This is a genomic window from Paenibacillus sp. TC-CSREp1, from assembly GCF_050171015.1.
Classification (GTDB): domain Bacteria; phylum Bacillota; class Bacilli; order Paenibacillales; family Paenibacillaceae; genus Paenibacillus; species Paenibacillus silvae.
Map to the genome: position 1 here is coordinate 111650 of NZ_JBNOKM010000005.1, position 16770 is coordinate 128419.

General features: G+C 48.3%; 15 protein-coding genes. 9 read left to right on the top strand and 6 right to left on the bottom strand.

Features of this window, described 5'->3' with window-relative positions:
- Positions 1-20: 20 nt before the first annotated feature.
- Complete coding sequence (locus ACQSGY_RS08905) at positions 21-641, top strand: hypothetical protein (protein ID WP_427051573.1); 621 nt, start codon at positions 21-23, stop codon at positions 639-641.
- A gap of 22 nt (positions 642-663) precedes the next feature.
- Here the strand turns inward: ACQSGY_RS08905 and ACQSGY_RS08910 are convergent, their stop codons facing one another.
- On the bottom strand, positions 664-1182 hold the full coding sequence (locus tag ACQSGY_RS08910) for a MogA/MoaB family molybdenum cofactor biosynthesis protein (RefSeq protein ID WP_427051574.1): 519 nt from the start codon (positions 1180-1182) through the stop codon (positions 664-666).
- A 186-nt stretch (positions 1183-1368) separates the two neighbouring features.
- Between ACQSGY_RS08910 and ACQSGY_RS08915 the strand changes: the two genes are divergently transcribed.
- The 4 genes from ACQSGY_RS08915 to ACQSGY_RS08930 all read left to right on the top strand — a co-directional run bounded on the left by ACQSGY_RS08915 (position 1369) and on the right by ACQSGY_RS08930 (position 5860).
- Positions 1369-2484, top strand: a complete 1116-nt coding sequence (locus ACQSGY_RS08915; RefSeq protein ID WP_427051575.1) for a CobW family GTP-binding protein — start codon at positions 1369-1371, stop codon at positions 2482-2484.
- A gap of 191 nt (positions 2485-2675) precedes the next feature.
- A complete protein-coding gene (locus tag ACQSGY_RS08920; RefSeq protein ID WP_111268956.1) occupies positions 2676-3011 on the top strand; it encodes a four-helix bundle copper-binding protein in 336 nt (111 codons plus the stop codon).
- Positions 3012-3465: 454 nt separating this feature from the next.
- Positions 3466-5172, top strand: coding sequence for an arginine--tRNA ligase (gene argS / locus ACQSGY_RS08925; RefSeq protein WP_427051803.1), 1707 nt, complete (start codon positions 3466-3468; stop codon positions 5170-5172).
- A gap of 127 nt (positions 5173-5299) precedes the next feature.
- The gene (locus ACQSGY_RS08930; RefSeq protein WP_145402736.1) at positions 5300-5860 is read left to right on the top strand and encodes a hypothetical protein; all 561 of its coding nucleotides are present in this window, start codon (positions 5300-5302) and stop codon (positions 5858-5860) included.
- A 158-nt stretch (positions 5861-6018) separates the two neighbouring features.
- Here the strand turns inward: ACQSGY_RS08930 and ACQSGY_RS08935 are convergent, their stop codons facing one another.
- Both ACQSGY_RS08935 and ACQSGY_RS08940 read right to left on the bottom strand, forming a co-directional pair.
- A complete protein-coding gene (locus ACQSGY_RS08935; protein ID WP_427051576.1) occupies positions 6019-8112 on the bottom strand; it encodes an ABC transporter ATP-binding protein in 2094 nt (697 codons plus the stop codon).
- Between the two features lie 12 nt (positions 8113-8124).
- The gene (locus ACQSGY_RS08940; RefSeq protein ID WP_216513481.1) at positions 8125-9870 is read right to left on the bottom strand and encodes an ABC transporter ATP-binding protein; all 1746 of its coding nucleotides are present in this window, start codon (positions 9868-9870) and stop codon (positions 8125-8127) included.
- A 514-nt stretch (positions 9871-10384) separates the two neighbouring features.
- Here ACQSGY_RS08940 and ACQSGY_RS08945 point away from each other — a divergent pair.
- Both ACQSGY_RS08945 and ACQSGY_RS08950 read left to right on the top strand, forming a co-directional pair.
- Positions 10385-10684, top strand: a complete 300-nt coding sequence (locus tag ACQSGY_RS08945) for a HesB/YadR/YfhF family protein (RefSeq protein WP_184180381.1) — start codon at positions 10385-10387, stop codon at positions 10682-10684.
- A gap of 668 nt (positions 10685-11352) precedes the next feature.
- On the top strand, positions 11353-11817 hold the full coding sequence (locus ACQSGY_RS08950; RefSeq protein WP_427051577.1) for an NUDIX domain-containing protein: 465 nt from the start codon (positions 11353-11355) through the stop codon (positions 11815-11817).
- Between the two features lie 264 nt (positions 11818-12081).
- Here ACQSGY_RS08950 and ACQSGY_RS08955 read toward each other — a convergent pair whose 3' ends face one another.
- The 3 genes from ACQSGY_RS08955 to ACQSGY_RS08965 form a co-directional block, all read right to left on the bottom strand.
- Positions 12082-12594 (bottom strand): ADP-heptose synthase, encoded by a 513-nt coding sequence (locus ACQSGY_RS08955; protein WP_427051578.1) that lies wholly within the window; start codon positions 12592-12594, stop codon positions 12082-12084.
- A 174-nt stretch (positions 12595-12768) separates the two neighbouring features.
- Positions 12769-13212, bottom strand: a complete 444-nt coding sequence (locus ACQSGY_RS08960) for a DUF441 domain-containing protein (RefSeq protein ID WP_145403750.1) — start codon at positions 13210-13212, stop codon at positions 12769-12771.
- Between the two features lie 5 nt (positions 13213-13217).
- Positions 13218-14237: a YpdA family putative bacillithiol disulfide reductase gene (locus tag ACQSGY_RS08965; protein ID WP_248061418.1), complete on the bottom strand. Its 1020-nt coding sequence runs from the start codon at positions 14235-14237 to the stop codon at positions 13218-13220.
- 177 nt (positions 14238-14414) lie between these two features.
- Between ACQSGY_RS08965 and ACQSGY_RS08970 the strand changes: the two genes are divergently transcribed.
- Positions 14415-15008 carry a metalloregulator ArsR/SmtB family transcription factor gene (locus ACQSGY_RS08970; RefSeq protein WP_427051804.1) on the top strand — a complete coding sequence of 198 codons (594 nt, stop codon included), beginning with the start codon at positions 14415-14417 and terminating at the stop codon, positions 15006-15008.
- 745 nt (positions 15009-15753) lie between these two features.
- Positions 15754-16728, top strand: coding sequence for a ribosome small subunit-dependent GTPase A (gene rsgA / locus ACQSGY_RS08975; RefSeq protein WP_427051579.1), 975 nt, complete (start codon positions 15754-15756; stop codon positions 16726-16728).
- Positions 16729-16770: the final 42 nt, after the last annotated feature.

Sequence of the window (16770 nt, forward strand, 5' to 3'; positions counted from 1 at the left end):
TTATGGAAAGGAAGATGCGCATGTTTTTGAATATGGAGAGCAATGGCGGTCAACATCGAAAAGCAGGAAAAGACCGAAAAGAGAAGACGGGCAGGCTGGGTCTTGCGTGGTTTAATGTAACACGGATCATGGTCATTGGTGGAGTTGTGGTGCTCTGCGCAGCCTCTTTGACCGCCTGCACAACATCGTCCATTGAACAGGAGCGAAAGCTTTATAATGGTCAAGCCACCACGGAAGGCAATTTTCGAGCCAAACAGCAGGGACATGGTTTAAACGGTGCATTAGCACGAGAACTGACAGCAGGTTTCGATGCGAAACACATTAAACTGATGAACAACATGTTTGAAGATGATGGCGATGGCGGCATGACCTACATGTATTTATTAAACGGCAGTGCAAGACATATCATCAAAGTGCATATCTATCGCGATGCTCAAACCAGGGCTGAACGCATGGAGGAAATGTATGGCGAGCGCCGAGATCATGCGGTTCTGGAAAATGCGCTGGGCAAAACGACAATTCGCAGCCAAGGGCATGTCTCCTTTGTTTATACGGCTTCCGGTGGAGAGAAAGATGTGTATGAACGGGATGTAATGCAAGTTTTTGGGCAGGTGCTCAGTCAATTAAGCCCAAATAAATAAAACGACAAACCCGTCTGAAACATCAGACGGGTTTATATATTTCACGCATGACATGGCGCAGCTCTGGCAAAATTATGCGTTCCATCGCCAGTTTGACGGCCCCGCGGGAGCCTGGCATGGAAAATACAGCTGTCCGCCCAATCGTTCCCGCAACAGCCCGGCTCAGAATAGCGGCCGAACCGATATCCTCCGTAAAGCTGAGGTATCTGAAAATCTCTCCAAACCCCGGCAGCTCCTTGTCCAGCAGCGAAGAAACAGCCTCGTATGTGGTGTCTCGGGAAGCAATGCCTGTCCCTCCGCTCAGCAGCACGGCTTCAATATCCTCTCGTACTGAAGCATCCTGCAAAATGCTTTGAATTTGCTCTGTCTCATCCGGTGTAATGATATACTCCACTACGTGATAACCGGATTCCTGCAAGAGCTGATTCATCAGCTGACCGCTGGTATCTGTTTCTTTGGTGCGTGTGTCCGATACAGTAACAATCATGCAGGCTACCGTTGGCGGAGCCTCCTGCCTGTGCTGTTCGACTGAATTAGCCATATCATAACCTCCTTGAATACACATGTCCTCATAGCATAGACCATTCAGGTGAATCAGGCAATGGAGTATTGCAGACGGGCGATTGGAACGAGCATATTGCAGAATATTTGACGGATAGTGTACACTCGCTAGATAGAGTAGGCTCAGATTCAGATTTTGCAAGATGGACAGAAGGGTGTGTATAGAATGAATACGATCGTAGAAAAAGAACAAAGCATTCCTGTATATATATTGTCAGGCTTTTTGGGAAGCGGCAAAACGACGTTGCTCGTAAAACTCATCGAACACTGGAAACAGCAGAACCTGCGGCCCGCTGTCGTAATGAACGAGCTGGGTGAGGTAAATTTGGATGGTCAGATCGTCGATGAAGCTGTGCCGATGACAGAAATGCTGGGTGGCTGTATCTGCTGCACGGTGCGTGGCGATCTGGGACTTCAGCTGGCTGATCTCGTTCAAGAGGAGTCGCCGGATGTCATTGTCATTGAAGCGACAGGTGCTGCAAATCCGATGGAGATTCTGGATGCTGTAACCGAAACTTCGCTGTACATGCGTCTGGAACTGAAAAGTTTGATCACCGTGGTAGACGCGGCGCATCTGTCAGGATTGTACTCGGAGCAGAAGGGCAAAACCTTCAAGCTGATGCAAGAGCAGATTCGCTGTGCATCCGTGCTGCTGCTGAATAAAACGGATCGTGTGCAGGAACAGGAGCTTCAGGAGCTGGAGCAGCTGTTGAACAAGTGGAATGGCTTTGCCCCCGTCATTCCTACGATCAGATGTGAAGTGAATGTGGAGCATTTGCTTCATAGCGGTACTGACGTTCACATCCAGCAGTCCGCCGAAGCGGGTGGTGCATCTGAGTCAGAAAAAGCAGCCAAGTCTCATGTGCATACAGAAGCTTGCCATACGCATGGATGCAGCCATAACCATGATCATGCTCATCAGGATGACCATAACCATGACCATGCAGAAGGGCATCTCCATGAGCATTCCTTCAAGCCTCATGCTTCACATGAGCATGTGATGGTTTATACGCATTATTTTAAGGAGCCAGTGAACAGCGAGGCTTTTGAACAGTTTGTGGCGGCCCTGCCACGCGACATCTACCGTGCGAAGGGCATATTATCGTTTAGCGATACGGCCAGCCGTTTCTGGTTTCAGTATGCTTACCGAGAGTCTGATTACATGAAAATTACACCACAGGGTGATGTACCAAATGTTGCAGTGTTTATCGGTGAACATTTTGATCAGACACGTATTCGAGAGCAACTGCTGGAACTGGAGGCCGTAAGTATCACCGAATAAGCTAAGAGAACTAAACCACGAATGTTCTCAAATAACACGACAAAAATGGTCAATTGATGGTGTTAAGAAAGCTCTAAAATAACTGCGATACAAACGCTCTCAAAGAACCGACTAGTAAAACTTATGGTTCAAAGCTCCTCCGTATTGGGTATTAGGAAGCATAGCAAACTTTGCCTGGGAGGTAACTTTAAATGACACAACAACAATACCAACAATGTATCGATGCTTGCCTGGAGTGCATGAATGCTTGCAACGTATGTTACATATCCAGCCTGAAAGAATATGATCTGGCGATGCTGCGTGATTGCATTCGCGTGAACCGCGAATGTGCAGATATATGTGCATTTGCTGCACAGGCGATGACACGCGGCAGTGAGTTTATCGGTGAGATCTGTGAGTTGTGTGTGAAGGCATGTGAAGCCTGCGCAGCAGTATGTGGAAAACATGAGCATGATCATTGTCAAGCCTGTGCGGAAGCGTGCCGTAAATGTGCGGAAGCTTGCCGTTTAATGGCTGCTGTGGCCTAATCTTTATTTTAAAACGTACGGGTTCCTGCCATTGAGCAGCATACAGGTTGCCAAGGCAGACCAGGATATGTATAATGATGTGAAATGAATGCAATACAGCAATATCAGTGATCGGGAGAGTAGCCCAGATTCAACCAGACAGCGAGCCGGGGCAGGTGTAAGCCGGTATGGGATGAAATGAGTGAACCGCACCCGTGAGATGGTTATCCGAAGCCGTATATGTTCTCCGAGAGCAGAGATCTATGGACCTGAGGGTAATCCCGGCATGCAGCCGTTATTTGCACCGAGCGGATCAGTTATACTTGGCATGCAGCCTTATGCAATTCAGGTGACTGTTCACTTAGAGTGGTACCGCGGGAACTGTTCACACAGCTCTCGTCTCTTGTTGAAGAGACGAGAGCTTTTTTGCGTCTGGCGTTGGGAGCATGACAAAACTGGAGAAGGAGTGTTTGATGTGTTGATGAAACAGGCAGCAGCCCGGATTGCACCGTTGACTGGGCTTGCACAGGAAGACGTGTTAAAACTAATGGAGGTACCTCCGCAGGAGGTGATGGGAGATGTGGCATTTCCCTGTTTTGTTCTGGCCAAAACGCTCAAGAAAGCACCAGCCATTATTGCAAGCGATATTGCAGTGGCATTACAAGGCGAAGGTCTGCACGCCGAAGCTGCGGGGCCTTATGTCAATATTCGTTTTGACCGGGATGTATATGCTGCACAAATGCTTGAGGAACTGGGCAGCGAGACTTTTGGAAAATTGCAGCTGGGTCAAGGAACACGTGTTGTAATCGATATGTCTTCGCCTAATATTGCCAAACCTTTCGGCATCGGGCATCTGCGCTCAACCGTTATTGGTGCAGCATTGTACCGTCTCTATAACGAGGCAGGCTATACATCGGTCAGTGTGAATCATCTGGGAGACTGGGGAACCCAGTTTGGCAAGCAGATTGCAGCGTATAAGCGGTGGGGCAGCGAGGAAGCACTGCAGGCTGATCCGATCCGTAATTCACTTGAGTTGTATGTCCGTTTTCATGACGAGGCGGAGCAGGACCCTACTCTGGAGATCGAGGCACGGGACTGGTTTCGCAAGCTGGAGCAGGGTGATGAAGAAGCACAGCGCTTATGGTCCTTTTTTGTGAAGGTGAGTATGCAGGAATTTAACCGGATGTATGAGCGTTTGAATGTGACATTTGACCATACATTGGGCGAGAGCTTTTACAATGACAAGATGGGTGCGGTAGTTGAGGAGCTTCAAGCCAAGGGGCTGCTGGAGGAAAGTGATGGTGCACTCGTCGTAAGGCTGGATGAAGAGAACATGCCGCCTTGTCTTATTATCAAGAAGGATGGAACAACGATCTATCCTACCCGTGATTTGGCGACAGCGATTTATCGTCATGATGTGATGCAGGCGGATAGGTTGGTATACGTGGTTGGCGGGGAGCAGAAGCTTCATTTCAACCAGGTGTTTACGGTGTTGTCCAAAATGGGTCACGAATGGGCAGCAAAGTGTGAACATATTCCGTTTGGGCTGATGCGGTTTGAAGGGCGCAAAATGTCTACACGCCGGGGCAAGGTGATCTTTTTACAGGAAGTGCTGGATGAAGCCGCCGCTCGTGCCCTGCAGATTATACAGGAGAAAAATCCGAACCTGGAGCACCCTGAACAGGTGGCCGAGGCTGTGGGTGTCGGGGCTATCGTCTTTGGGGATCTGCGCAACAACCGGCTGAACGACGTTGACTTCTCATTGGAGGATGCCGTGAGTTTTGAAGGGGAGACCGGGCCTTATGTGCAGTATACGCATGCGCGGATTCAAAGTGTGCTCGCTAAAGCTGCGGAGACAGGTACACAGGATTCTTCCGGGACACAGGAAGGTGCAGAGAACAGCAGTGGGGCTATAGCAGGCGATACCTCATGGTCACTGCTGAAATTACTATGCGATTATCCGGCTTATCTGGAAAAAGCAGTGCTTCGCAGCGAGCCTTCCGTTATTGCCAAATATACGATTGACGTTGCTCAAGCCTTTAACCGCTTCTATCACGCGGAGCGGATTGCAGATGCAGCACCTCATGTGAAAAGCTTCCGGGTGAAGCTGGCGAAATATACGGCGGAACGTCTGGCGTACAACTTGTCTTTACTTGGCGTGCAGGCTCCCGAGCGGATGTGATGTGCAGAGAGGGGAAGTGCGAGGTTAAACGCTGCCGCTTCCTTCAGCTTGAATGTTGAGTTCTGTTTGGGTACGATAGAGGCAGAATAAACATTCAAGAGGAACGGATGGAAAGGAGCGCTCGCAAATGCAAAACACCGATTTCCAGAGTGGCCTCATGCTGGACAGCGAACACTCCAGAGAACTGTTTGCCTACTACGGCTTGGCTGTATATTATGGACAAGCGCTGGAACAGCAGCTGGTTAATCTCATTCTGCTAACCAAAATGTCTCAGGGTAAAGTGGTAACGGAGGAAGAGTTAGAAGAACTGTATGAACGGAAGATGAGCAGCTCTTTGGGACAGCTGATTCATGAGGCACGTCATCATTTTACGTTCTCGGAAGAGGAAACGGACAGGCTGAATGAATTGTGGCAGCAGCGCAATCGGATCGTGCATCATTATTTCAAGGAACGTATTCATGAAACCTTCAGTCCGGAGGGCCGCTCACGTATGATCAAGGAACTGGATGACTTCAAGGAACGGGCTCAGGAACTGGAGATCACACTCCAGCAGTATACAGGTGCCTGGATTGCAGAACTGGGTCTGAATGCTGAATCGGCAGCTGCATGGGCTGCTCTGGAACGCATGCATGCTGCGAGTCTGGAGGAGCAGGAGCAGGAAAAGGAACGGGGTCTGGGTGAGCCATAATGGAACGAAGTCATGCTCTTAGGCCGGGCAGTGCACTTTGGATGAAAAGTAGATATTTCGGGATATACCAAAAAACCCGTTCTGACAGCATGCGGAAGGCTGCTGCACAGAGCGGGTTTGTTGTATTTATTCAAATGGACGTGTGCAGGCAGGGGAGGTTATGCCTTCCCACCTGCGAGCGATGCCGAAGCTGTACCGAAGGAGTTCACGGATTGAGCCGACTCGTCAATGACGGCTTCCCCTTGAGCACCTTGCTGCAACTGATACATTCGGTAATATCGGCCTTTGAGCTCCATCAGTTCATGATGTGCACCTTGCTCCACAATTTTGCCGCGATGCAGGACTAGAATTTGATCAGCGGAGCGAATGGTTGACAGACGGTGAGCGATGATGAAGGTGGTACGTCCTTTTTTTAGGACCTCCAATGCGTTCTGAATCAATGCTTCCGTCTCTGTATCAATGTTGGCGGTGGCTTCATCCAGAATAAGAATGGCCGGATCAAAGGCCAGTGCGCGGGCAAACGAGATCAGCTGCCGTTGTCCGGCAGACAACGTCGCGCCTTTCTCGACAACAGGTTCGTCAAAGCCCTGCGGCAGATGAGCCAGAATTCGTTCAGCACCCACATCACGCAGCGCCTGCTCAATGCGTTCACGAGAGATCTTTTCATCGCCTAGACTGACATTGGAAGCGATCGTGCCTGTGAATAGATACGGGTCCTGCAGCACTATGCCCATATGCTCCCGAATCCACTGTTTCGGCAGTTCCTTGACATTTTGCCCGTCAATCGTAATCTTGCCTTTTTGCGGATCATAGAACCGGAAGAGCAGGTTGATGATGGAGCTTTTGCCTGAACCGGTATGACCGACCAGAGCCACCGTCTGCCCTTGCGATGCCTTGAACGAAATGTTGTTCAGCACATAGTCCTTTTTATAAGCAAACGATACATCGTCAAACACGACATTCCCTTTATATCTTGGCATCGAGCCATCCGTCACGGGTTCTCCCTTTTCGTCCATTAACTCAAATACACGTCCGGCGGAGACCAGAGAGGAATCCAGATTCGCAAGCTGGTTCACCATACCAATGATCGGCTGGAACAACCGACCGAGAACATCGACAAAGGCATAAAGTACACCAAGTGAGATGATGCTTGTGCCCGTGATTGCACCTGTCCCGAAGTACCACAGAACCACCGCAAAGGCGATATTCCGCAGCACGTTAACGAGGTTGTGGGAAGTAAAGGCGTTCAGGTTGAGCATTTTGTTCTGATGTTTCATATAATCTGCATTCAGCTCTTCGAATTCCTGGCGGGTTTGCTTCTGGCGCCGGAAGACACGAATGATGGACATGCCCTGAATGGATTCGTTAATGATGGCATTGATCTCACTCAGTCTTGAGCGAATGATTGTGTTGTATCGCGTTGCAAATTTGCGATAGAGCACAATCCATGCAATCAGCATCGGAACGACAAACAGCGATATCAGACCGAGGCGAACATCGAGCAGGAACAGAGCGATATATACCCCTGTAATCGTAATGATGCCTGAGAAAAAGTTGGATAATACGGCGACAAAAAGATCTTTGACCGCCTCGGTATCATTTGTAACCCGGGATACGACCTTACCTGCCGGCAGATTATCAAAAAAGTTCACTGGAAGCCGCTGAATGTGTGCGTACACATCATTGCGAAGCCGCTGGATGACCTTGTTGGCAGAGGATTGCAGCCAGAAGGTTTTACCAAACTCCATAATTATGGAGATCACAAGAAAGATCAGGTAATACACAATCAATTGATAGATGCCCGGCATCTCGGGTTTGTAAAAAGCAAACAGTTCACCAGCGGACAATGGAGCAGCCGCGTACTGTCCAACGACTTCACCTGAGCGAGTCACGGTTAACGTTCCGTTCGCATAGGTGCGGTCGCCGTCAGGAGCGCTGACAGGCTCGTTTACAAAATAAAAGCTTTTACCGGCTTGCAGCACCCGCACCTCGGCTCCTTTGTTTTCGTCTGGTGCAAACAAACCTTCACGTTTATAAAGTTTTCCTTGATAGACCGCGGCATCCTTGGAAGAAGCGGTCTCATAGAATGGCTGCTCGATGGCGAGCAGATGATTATCAATCATGGATTTGGCGATAAAGGGGCCGGCAAGTTCTGCCGCGACACCAATCGTCAGCATGATCAAGGCAGCTATAAATGTGCCTTTGGCTTTCAAGGCATACTGCAGCAGCCTTTTACCTGTATTAGACTTCAATGCGTTGACCTCCTACGTGGACAGATTGGACTCCACCTGTTGCCGTTCATATTGTTCACGGTACCAGCCGTTCTTGGCGAGCAGTTCCTGGTGAGTGCCTTCTTCCGTAATTTTCCCGTGCTCCAGCACGATGATCCGATCGGCATGTTCAATGGCGGACAGACGGTGAGTCGAGATCAGCGTTGTTTTACCCGCACGTTTGCTGCGAATATTTTCAATGATTTTGGCTTCTGTTCTTGCATCAACCGCGGACAGGGCGTCGTCGAGAATCAGAATGTCCGGATCAGCAATAAAGGCTCGTGCCAGAGACACCCGTTGTTTCTGTCCGCCTGACAAGGCAATGCCTTTCTCACCTACAAGGGTATCGAGGCCGTCAGACAGCGTGCCAAGATCACCGTCAAAGGCAGCGGTACGAATCGCCTCCATAATGACGTCATCCGAAGCGTCCGGTTTGCCGAACTGAATGTTCTGGCGAACAGATTTGGAGAACAGGATTTGCTCCTGCGGTACGTATCCAATCCAGCTGTGCAGATCATCCTTGGCAATATCCTCAATGGAATGTCCCGAAATGCTGAGTGTGCCTGAACCGGTTGGATATTCATGCAGCAGCTGCTTCAGAAGTGTGGATTTACCACTTCCTGTACGTCCTACAACGCCTAGTGTCTGCCCGCGCTGTAGCGCAACGTTGATATGACTGAGATTATCCACGGTCGAGCTTGGATAGCGGAATGTCACATCTTTCATCACAATTTCATCCGGCTTCGTAATATGAACAGGCTGTTCGCGATCCTGCACAGCGGGTTCAACCGACAGGGTTTCATTCACCCGGTCCAGGGAAGCGCTGCCGCGCTGCATCAGATTAATTAATTCGCCAATGGCAAACATCGGCCAGATCATCATCCCCAGGTACATGTTGAACGATACGAGATCCCCCAGGGTAATTTCATTATGAAATACAAGATAAATGCCGTAGGCGAGTGCGATGACATAACTGAGTCCTACGAATAACCGAATCGTTGGCTCGAAGAGCGCATCCATACGGGCCACGGCCAGATTTTTGCGATATACATCTTCCGTCACATCCGCAAAGCGTTTCTCGTCCAGTCGCTCCTGAACGTACGCGCGTACAACGCGGATGCCAGCAATCGATTCGAGCACCTGATCGTTCATGTCGCCGAAAGCATCCTGTGCCAGTGTATAACGCTGATGCACGGCTTTACCGTAGATCATCATGGCAATCGCGATAAAGGGCAAGGGAAGGATGGCGGCCAAAGTCAGCTTCCAGCTGACCAGGAAACCCATGGCGAACAGTACGGTCAGCAGAAATGCTGTCGAGTCTGTAAGGGTAAGCATACCGAAGCCTGCGGTCGTTGCAATGGAACGAAGATCGTTGGTGGCGCGAGCCATCAGATCCCCGGTTCTGTTTTTTTCGAAAAAGGGAGGTGTCATCCGCAGCAAATGGTCCATGAAGCGGGAGCGCAGCAGCCGCTCGACCAGGTTGGCTCCGCCAAACAGTTTGTGCATCCATATGTACGTTGTCAGATAGATAAAGATAACCGTCCCGAGAATCAGCAGGATGTAACGGGTTAATGAGGCGCTTGTAATGGAGCCGCGTACGATTTCATCGATGGCGTTCCCCAGCAGGCGCGGGGGCAGCAATTCGACGATGCCCACCAAAATGAGCAAAATGACACCAATCAGGTATCTTTTGCGTTCCAGCCGGAAGAACCAGGCCAGGTTTTTAAGTACAGAGAACAAGTGTTATCCCTTCCTTTCGATGTCCAAGAAATGCAGTTTTCGTTCAAAATAACAGTTAAAATTTGTTGAAATGCACGTTTATCTCACTTTTAACCCACAAAAAAAGACACACCGCACGCAGGCGGTATGTCTTGATTCCTTCATACGGCAGCATGACTCCGAGAGCAGAGCCGCCGCCGTACATAAGATTATAGTGAGCAAACTTCACAAGGGTCTTGAAAAAGACACCTGAAGTGCTGTCTTATGAACGAAATAATGATTTCGGGGATACTCCGGTATTTAATTGTGTGTGAATATGAACCAGCTTATGTCTGTTAAACACCGTAATCACCCTTTCTTGTTAATGGAAATTAATGCAATGTAGACCTCGTATGTTTGCATCTTACCACCGCGTTTTACGATCTGTCAAACATTTTTCACAAGATAATATGCCTGTGCATGATTTACAGGGTTTGTGTTCAGGACGCTCTAGCGATATGATGTAACATATATACACAGAAGGAGCTGACAGCATATGAGTACCATACATGTATCCGAACAAGCTGCTCGTTGGTACAAGGAAGAATTGAACCTGAATGAAGGAGACAGCATCCGCTTCTTTGCAAGATACAGCTCTGGCGGAGGTCTTCACCCGGGATTTTCGCTCGGAATTGCCGTGGAAAAGCCAAAACATCCTGCCGAACAAACGGAAGTATCCGGCATTCAGTTTTTTATGGAGGATCACGATTACTGGTACCTGAAGGGGCATCAGCTACATGTCGATGTCGTTGATGAAGGCCATGACATTGAATACCGTTACACAGAAGTGCAGTAGAAACATAACGGTTCAAACTTAACTGTTAAAACTTAACTATTCGAACACTAAACAGCAGAGAGTATGAAACCAAGGCAATCCAAAGTAATCCATGGAAATTCAAAGCAATCCAAGGCAATTCGAGGCTATCCATGGCTATCCCTCTTCTGACATCAGTTAGATGATTCTAACGATCTCAGGAAACGCTATTTGCATGTTTTTTAACTCTTTTGAATTCTAACGATCCGCACAGACCTTATTTCCTGCAAATGGACTGTTTTGATGCGTTGTATCCCATTTGCAGAGAGAATAAGGTTCCTGGGGATCGTTAGAATCGGAAACGGCTAAAAAGTGTACAATTAAGGTTTCTGGTGATCGTTAGCCGGTGAATTACTTTGAAAGATCGACAACACAACATTAACTGACGTTGGACCTGAATTGGAGCAGAGTTAGAGCACACTCGGATAGAGGCTGGCAGGGTTCGAACAGGATTTTCAGGAATTGGCGAAACCGGGATCGTTTTATATTTTGCCGAAGCAGCTTGAGCAGGATTCTTTATAGCTGATGGATTTGGTTCAATCGACACAGAGTTGTTTCCGTTTCGAAACCTGTTGCCATCATACATTTTAGCCCGGACCAGGACTATATTATGGTTGACCACCGTCTTTTACTGGAAGGAGGGATGAGGAGTGAATCTGCCAGCGCGAGATATAGGCCAATATATTGCCAAACGGGCAAATATTGTGGTCAAAGCGGCTATTATGGCTGCAAATGAACAGGGTGAGCTGCTGCTCATCCAGCATGCCGAACAAGGGCATTGGCGTCTGCCTGTTGGAGAGATGCGTCCTGGTGAGACGATTGAGGGGGCTGCACATCGTGAGCTGTGGGAAGAAACAGGATGGACAACGGATTTCATGACCTTTAGTGCGTTATATTCTGGCCCGGAGCTGCGGCAAGTGCATGCCAACGGGGATGAAGAATATGATGTTATTGCCCTGTTCCATGCCCGAATCATTCAGGATGATCTGGTGGAGGCAAGAGTGAATAGCGATGCGGGATTGAAGTTTTTCGACCCGACCTCACTGCCAGCTATGAATGGAATCAGTCAAACCCTGCTGGAGCGTTCAGATCTTGCAGTACAAGCGCCAGATTGAACTTATCTTGTTGCTTTTTCCAAAATCAAAAGAAATCCATCAGGTTTATTCCAGAGATCACATCAAATGTACTCGCTCAGAATTCAGGTTTGAGAAATTGGATAGATCTGAGTTTCTAAGTTTCTGAATCCAGAAAATATCAAAGACCTCGATATCCGCTGTAAAAGTGGATACCGAGGTCTTTTGGCGTTTATTGTAAACATACTCAGCTGTATGACCCAGTTCATCTGCTCCGTCCTTCTGTCCAAACCTCTGTAAATCGAATCAAACTTGATCGAGCGGTTCATCGTCCATAGCAAAATCAAAATCATCAATATCAAATACCCGTACCGGAGATTCCGATTCGATAATTCGGGCGATCAATTCAACCTGATCCGTTAAAATAGGAATGCCCAGACGTTGGGAGGTGAGCAGTAGCTCTGTCTCAATGGGATCAAAGAATTCTCCAAACTGAGCAGTATCCATCGCGTTAATAATCGTAAGGGATACCTGGTCGCCGAACAGGATTGCAGGGCTTTTGGCCCAAGGAACAGATAGCGCTCGTTCGATTTTTTTCTTGTTTAGAGGTTCCTCGAAGTACGAGATCATTTCACCGATTTTAGTTTTCACGTGCTGGTCATCTGCAGGATTATCCATCATCGGATCAGCACTGCTTTGAAATTCATATAATTCAAGGATGGTGGTGTAAGGAACAATATATTCAACAGGCGCTGGTGGCGCAAGTAATTGACCGTAGATGGCCACCATCACGGCTTCGGTAACAAAGGGACGTGACATGGTTCCTGAATCCTCCTGAGGACGATAATTGTCGTTGATCAATTCATCTGACAAGGAGAAAGATGCTGTTTCCTTGCACCAGATGCATGTACCTGAATTGCATGAATAGAAGTATAGCATACAACTGTGGGAAATACATCCAATCCGCAAAAGTGTACATGGTTATGCTGCGGTTCAGGATTTGCCTAATAACATGGCCAGAATACCTGCAGCAATCAGCGGTCCGACCGGTACCCCTTTGAACAAGGCAACACCAAGAACAGTGCCGATCAGCAGGCCTGCTACAACAGTGGGCTGTGCAGTCATAAGCGAAGCGCCTCGTCCGCCGAGGAAGGCAACGAGCATGCCTACGCCAATAGCGAGCAGTGATTTCCAGTGCAGGAACGATTCACCGACTGTTTGCAGACTGATCTTACCGCTGGCAAGTGGTGCCATGACACCAATCGTAAGAATGATAATACCCACGGTAAGTCCATACTTTTCAAGCCAAGGAAAGGCCTGATTGACATTCAGCACACGAAGCAGCAGCAAAAATACCATCGCAACAGTCACCGGGGTATTGCTGCTGATAATGCCAAGTGCCGCAAACCCAAGCAGCAGGAGGGAGGTCATGTCCATTGATTTCATTGCTCCCCGGATTGAGCGCCTGATGTGCTGTTCATATGCTCTGACTTGCTAATGATATGTTCTGCAATATATCGCCCATGCCAGCGACCTGACTCGATAAATACTTCGTTGGCATTACGCCCGGATGCGATAACACCGCCGACGTAGATGCCGGGTACACTGCTTTCCATCGTTTGCGGATTGTACATCGGTTTATCCATATCTTCGGACATTTCTACACCGATGGAAGTCAACAGCTGGCGATCCGGTCTGAATCCGGTCATGGCGAGCACAAAATCATTGTCCAGTTCGCTTTCTGAACCGTCGGCGTGTACGATGCGAATCGAGTCATCCAGAATTTCATTTACCCTTGAGCCGAGATGCAGTGTAATGCGATTTTTCTGCACCATACTTTCGAATAATGGACGAACCCAAGGTTTAATGTGGTCGGACAGACCTGTGCCTCGGTAGACCATATCGATATGTGCTCCGACCCGGACAAGCTCCATGGCAGCATCTACGGCAGAATTGCTTCCACCAATAATGGCTACGCGTGTCCGAGTATATGGATGGGCTTCACGGAAGTAGTGTGTTACTTTTTCCTTCTCTTCTCCGGGAATACCGAGATAATTCGGGTGATCAAAGTAGCCTGTCGCTACAACGACATGACGACCTTGATGTACAATAGCTTCGCCGCGCCGGTTAACTGTATGTACCTCGAATGTGCCATCTTCTTTGCGCTGAATCTCACGGGCTTCCTCATAATTATGAACGCGCAGGCCGAAATGTTCGGCGACTTTGCGATAATAGGCAAGTGCTTCATAACGAAACGGCTTGTCATTCGGACTGCTGAACGGCACGTTCCCGATCTCGAGCAGCTCGGCTGTACTGAAAAACTGCATATGGGTTGGATAGAGATAGATGGACTGTACTATATTATGTTTCTCAATGATAACCGCTGACAATCCTACCCGTTCACACTCAATTGCCGCGGACAGACCGCACGGGCCTCCGCCAATAATAATGACATCTTCCATGTTCATAATCCTCCTTCATTGCAAGCAATATAATCCTACCGTAAATAACACTTCAATGCCAGTTTTCACGCAGGAGTACGAATATAAAAATCAAATAAACGATAAGATTGACTTCCCTAAAACAATAGACTAATATCAAATTAGATGATCATCTAATTAATGGAGAGGTGCATAATGATGCAGCTGGAGAAAATAGTGGCTTATCACAAAGCCTTGGCTGATCCTACCCGGCTTCGAATGCTGCTGCTTCTGTCCGAAGGAGAACTGAATGGGCAAGCGCTTGCTGAGCGTTTGAACCTGTCGCAGCCAACCGTGACACATCATGCAGCCAAGCTGAGAGAAGCTGCGCTCATTCAGGAGCGGAGAGAGAAAAATACGGTGTATTTCACATTAAACCCTTCGTTTATCCGGGAGCATGCGCAGGCCTCGGTTGATTTTATTTTCAAAAGAAAGGAGCATTCTGATATGACCGATGTTAACGAGACACTTAAAGCCTCCATCATGAGAAATTTCTTCTCCAAGGATGGCCGGCTTCGCCAGATTCCGGCACAATACAAGAAAAAACTGGTTGTGCTGGAGCATCTGGTGGAGCAGCTTGAATTCGGACGCAAGTACAGCGAGAAGGAGATCAATGCGTTTATTCAGAAGTATCACGAGGATTTTGCCACCCTCAGGCGGGAGTTTATTATGCATCAGTTCATGTACCGGGAAGACGGAGTGTATGAGCTGAATCCACGTGAAATGTGGACCCGCTGGGATCAGGTGAATTAGAGTAAAGAACGCTCTCAATTCAAATATAATTCCAATGCAATTCGAAATAGGCTTGACAATTATATGCATGACTGTGTAACATGATGGCATATTCTACAAGGGAGGCGATGTTAAATGACAAATCTAACGGCATTATACGTGGACTTGAATAAAAACAGCGTCTCCGGAACGGATCAGGGCACATTCATTTTGGCATAGCAGGTAGGGATAGACCTATTTATGTGATGCAATAATGATATGACCTTCAGACAAAGTCACGGGTGACGTACCCGTGGCTTTTTTTGTGCCGATGAGGGAAGAATGGGCAGGTTTGGATAATGGAGGAGATGCAGAACAACCGTTATTCCATATGCTGTGCAGCCTTCTCTTTATTTCGGATAACTTGAAGTTGCCACGGGTGTGTAAACGCTCGTGGTTTTTTTGGTTTGGGATCTGTAACCGGAGAAGCAGGACGAATTGAAAAACGAAAGATGCTTAAATGAGCAAACATTAAATCGTAAATGTAAACGATCTGGGAGGAATTTTTATTTTAAATCAAGATAATAAACAGGTTATTGAGAGCGGTAGTATAAAAGAGGTTATTGAAAGCAGTAGTATAAAAGAGGTTATTGGGAGCACTATCGAAATTGAAAAGAACGGTATTCAAAGATATGGTTGGTCTGCTTCATGGGAGAAAGTATGGACAGAGGAGCAGCAGGAAGCGGCTTCCAGACAGCCTGCCCGAATTATAGCGGATCATGGACATATGCAGCGCCTGATTACAGCAGACGGAGAATGCTGGGGCAAGATGTCAGGACGACTTCGGCATGAGAGTCTGGAGTCAGGCGTATCCCCCGCCGTCGGTGATTGGGTAGCTGTAGCGTGCAAGCCGGGTGAGGAAGTAATTATTCATCATCTGCTTCCGCGTCAGAGTCGTGTGTCGAGACAGGCTGCAGGGCCGATAACGAAGGAGCAGCTCATTGCGGCCAATGTAGATACGTTATTGATCGTTGCTGCGCTTAATCATGATTTTAATCTCAGAAGACTTGAAAGATATGTGTTAATGGCCTGGAATGGGGGCGTAAGACCCGTTATTGTCCTGAGTAAAAGTGATCTCTGTGACGATGTGCTGACACGAATCAGTCAGGTGGAGGGCATTGCTCCGGGAGTAGAGGTGCTGGCAATCTCGGCAATCGAGGGACAAGGTAAAGAGCAGCTGGATATGTATCTGAAGCCTGGGGCAACGGTGGCACTTACTGGGTCATCAGGAAGCGGCAAGTCCACCTTGGTTAACTGGATGATGGGCAGAGAGGTGCAGATTACACAATCCGTTCGTGAAGGGGATAGTCGAGGCAGACATACAACGACACATCGGGAGATGTTTGTATTGCCGCAGGGAGCCGTCCTGATCGATACACCGGGCATGCGAGAGCTTCATCTGTGGGATGAAGGCGAAGATGGGCTGTCTCAGGCATTTGGCGAGATTGAAGAGCTGGCCTCTGCATGCAAATTCATGGATTGCAGCCATACAAAAGAAGAGGGCTGTGCGGTCAAAGAGGCGATCGAGAACGGAGAGCTTGAGGCAAAGCGGCTGAGCAACTTTCTCAAGATGCAGAAGGAGCTTCAGTATCAGCGTCGCAAGGAAGAGGTGGCTTCAAGAAAACGAACAGCGTCAAGCAAACCGGCCAAAACACGCAAGGCCAAGCACGCACATCGGGTCAAGGATTGGGAGCAGTATTGACAGTAGCCGGGGAAATCCGCATCTGCCTTGCATAGGATAGGG

What these genes read in the sequence shown, in the direction of transcription:
- ACQSGY_RS08955 (WP_427051578.1), bottom strand. Translation starts at nt 12,594, where the DNA reads ATGTCACGTCCCTTTGTTACCGAAGCCGTGATGGTGGCCATCTACGGT.
- ACQSGY_RS08945 (WP_184180381.1), top strand. Translation starts at nt 10,385, where the DNA reads ATGAGTACCATACATGTATCCGAACAAGCTGCTCGTTGGTACAAGGAA.
- ACQSGY_RS08915 (WP_427051575.1), top strand. Translation starts at nt 1,369, where the DNA reads ATGAATACGATCGTAGAAAAAGAACAAAGCATTCCTGTATATATATTG.
- ACQSGY_RS08910 (WP_427051574.1), bottom strand. Translation starts at nt 1,182, where the DNA reads ATGGCTAATTCAGTCGAACAGCACAGGCAGGAGGCTCCGCCAACGGTA.
- ACQSGY_RS08970 (WP_427051804.1), top strand. Translation starts at nt 14,415, where the DNA reads ATGCAGCTGGAGAAAATAGTGGCTTATCACAAAGCCTTGGCTGATCCT.
- ACQSGY_RS08905 (WP_427051573.1), top strand. Translation starts at nt 21, where the DNA reads ATGTTTTTGAATATGGAGAGCAATGGCGGTCAACATCGAAAAGCAGGA.
- ACQSGY_RS08960 (WP_145403750.1), bottom strand. Translation starts at nt 13,212, where the DNA reads ATGGACATGACCTCCCTCCTGCTGCTTGGGTTTGCGGCACTTGGCATT.
- rsgA (WP_427051579.1), top strand. Translation starts at nt 15,754, where the DNA reads ATGCAGCGCCTGATTACAGCAGACGGAGAATGCTGGGGCAAGATGTCA.
- ACQSGY_RS08965 (WP_248061418.1), bottom strand. Translation starts at nt 14,237, where the DNA reads ATGGAAGATGTCATTATTATTGGCGGAGGCCCGTGCGGTCTGTCCGCG.
- ACQSGY_RS08930 (WP_145402736.1), top strand. Translation starts at nt 5,300, where the DNA reads ATGCAAAACACCGATTTCCAGAGTGGCCTCATGCTGGACAGCGAACAC.
- ACQSGY_RS08920 (WP_111268956.1), top strand. Translation starts at nt 2,676, where the DNA reads ATGACACAACAACAATACCAACAATGTATCGATGCTTGCCTGGAGTGC.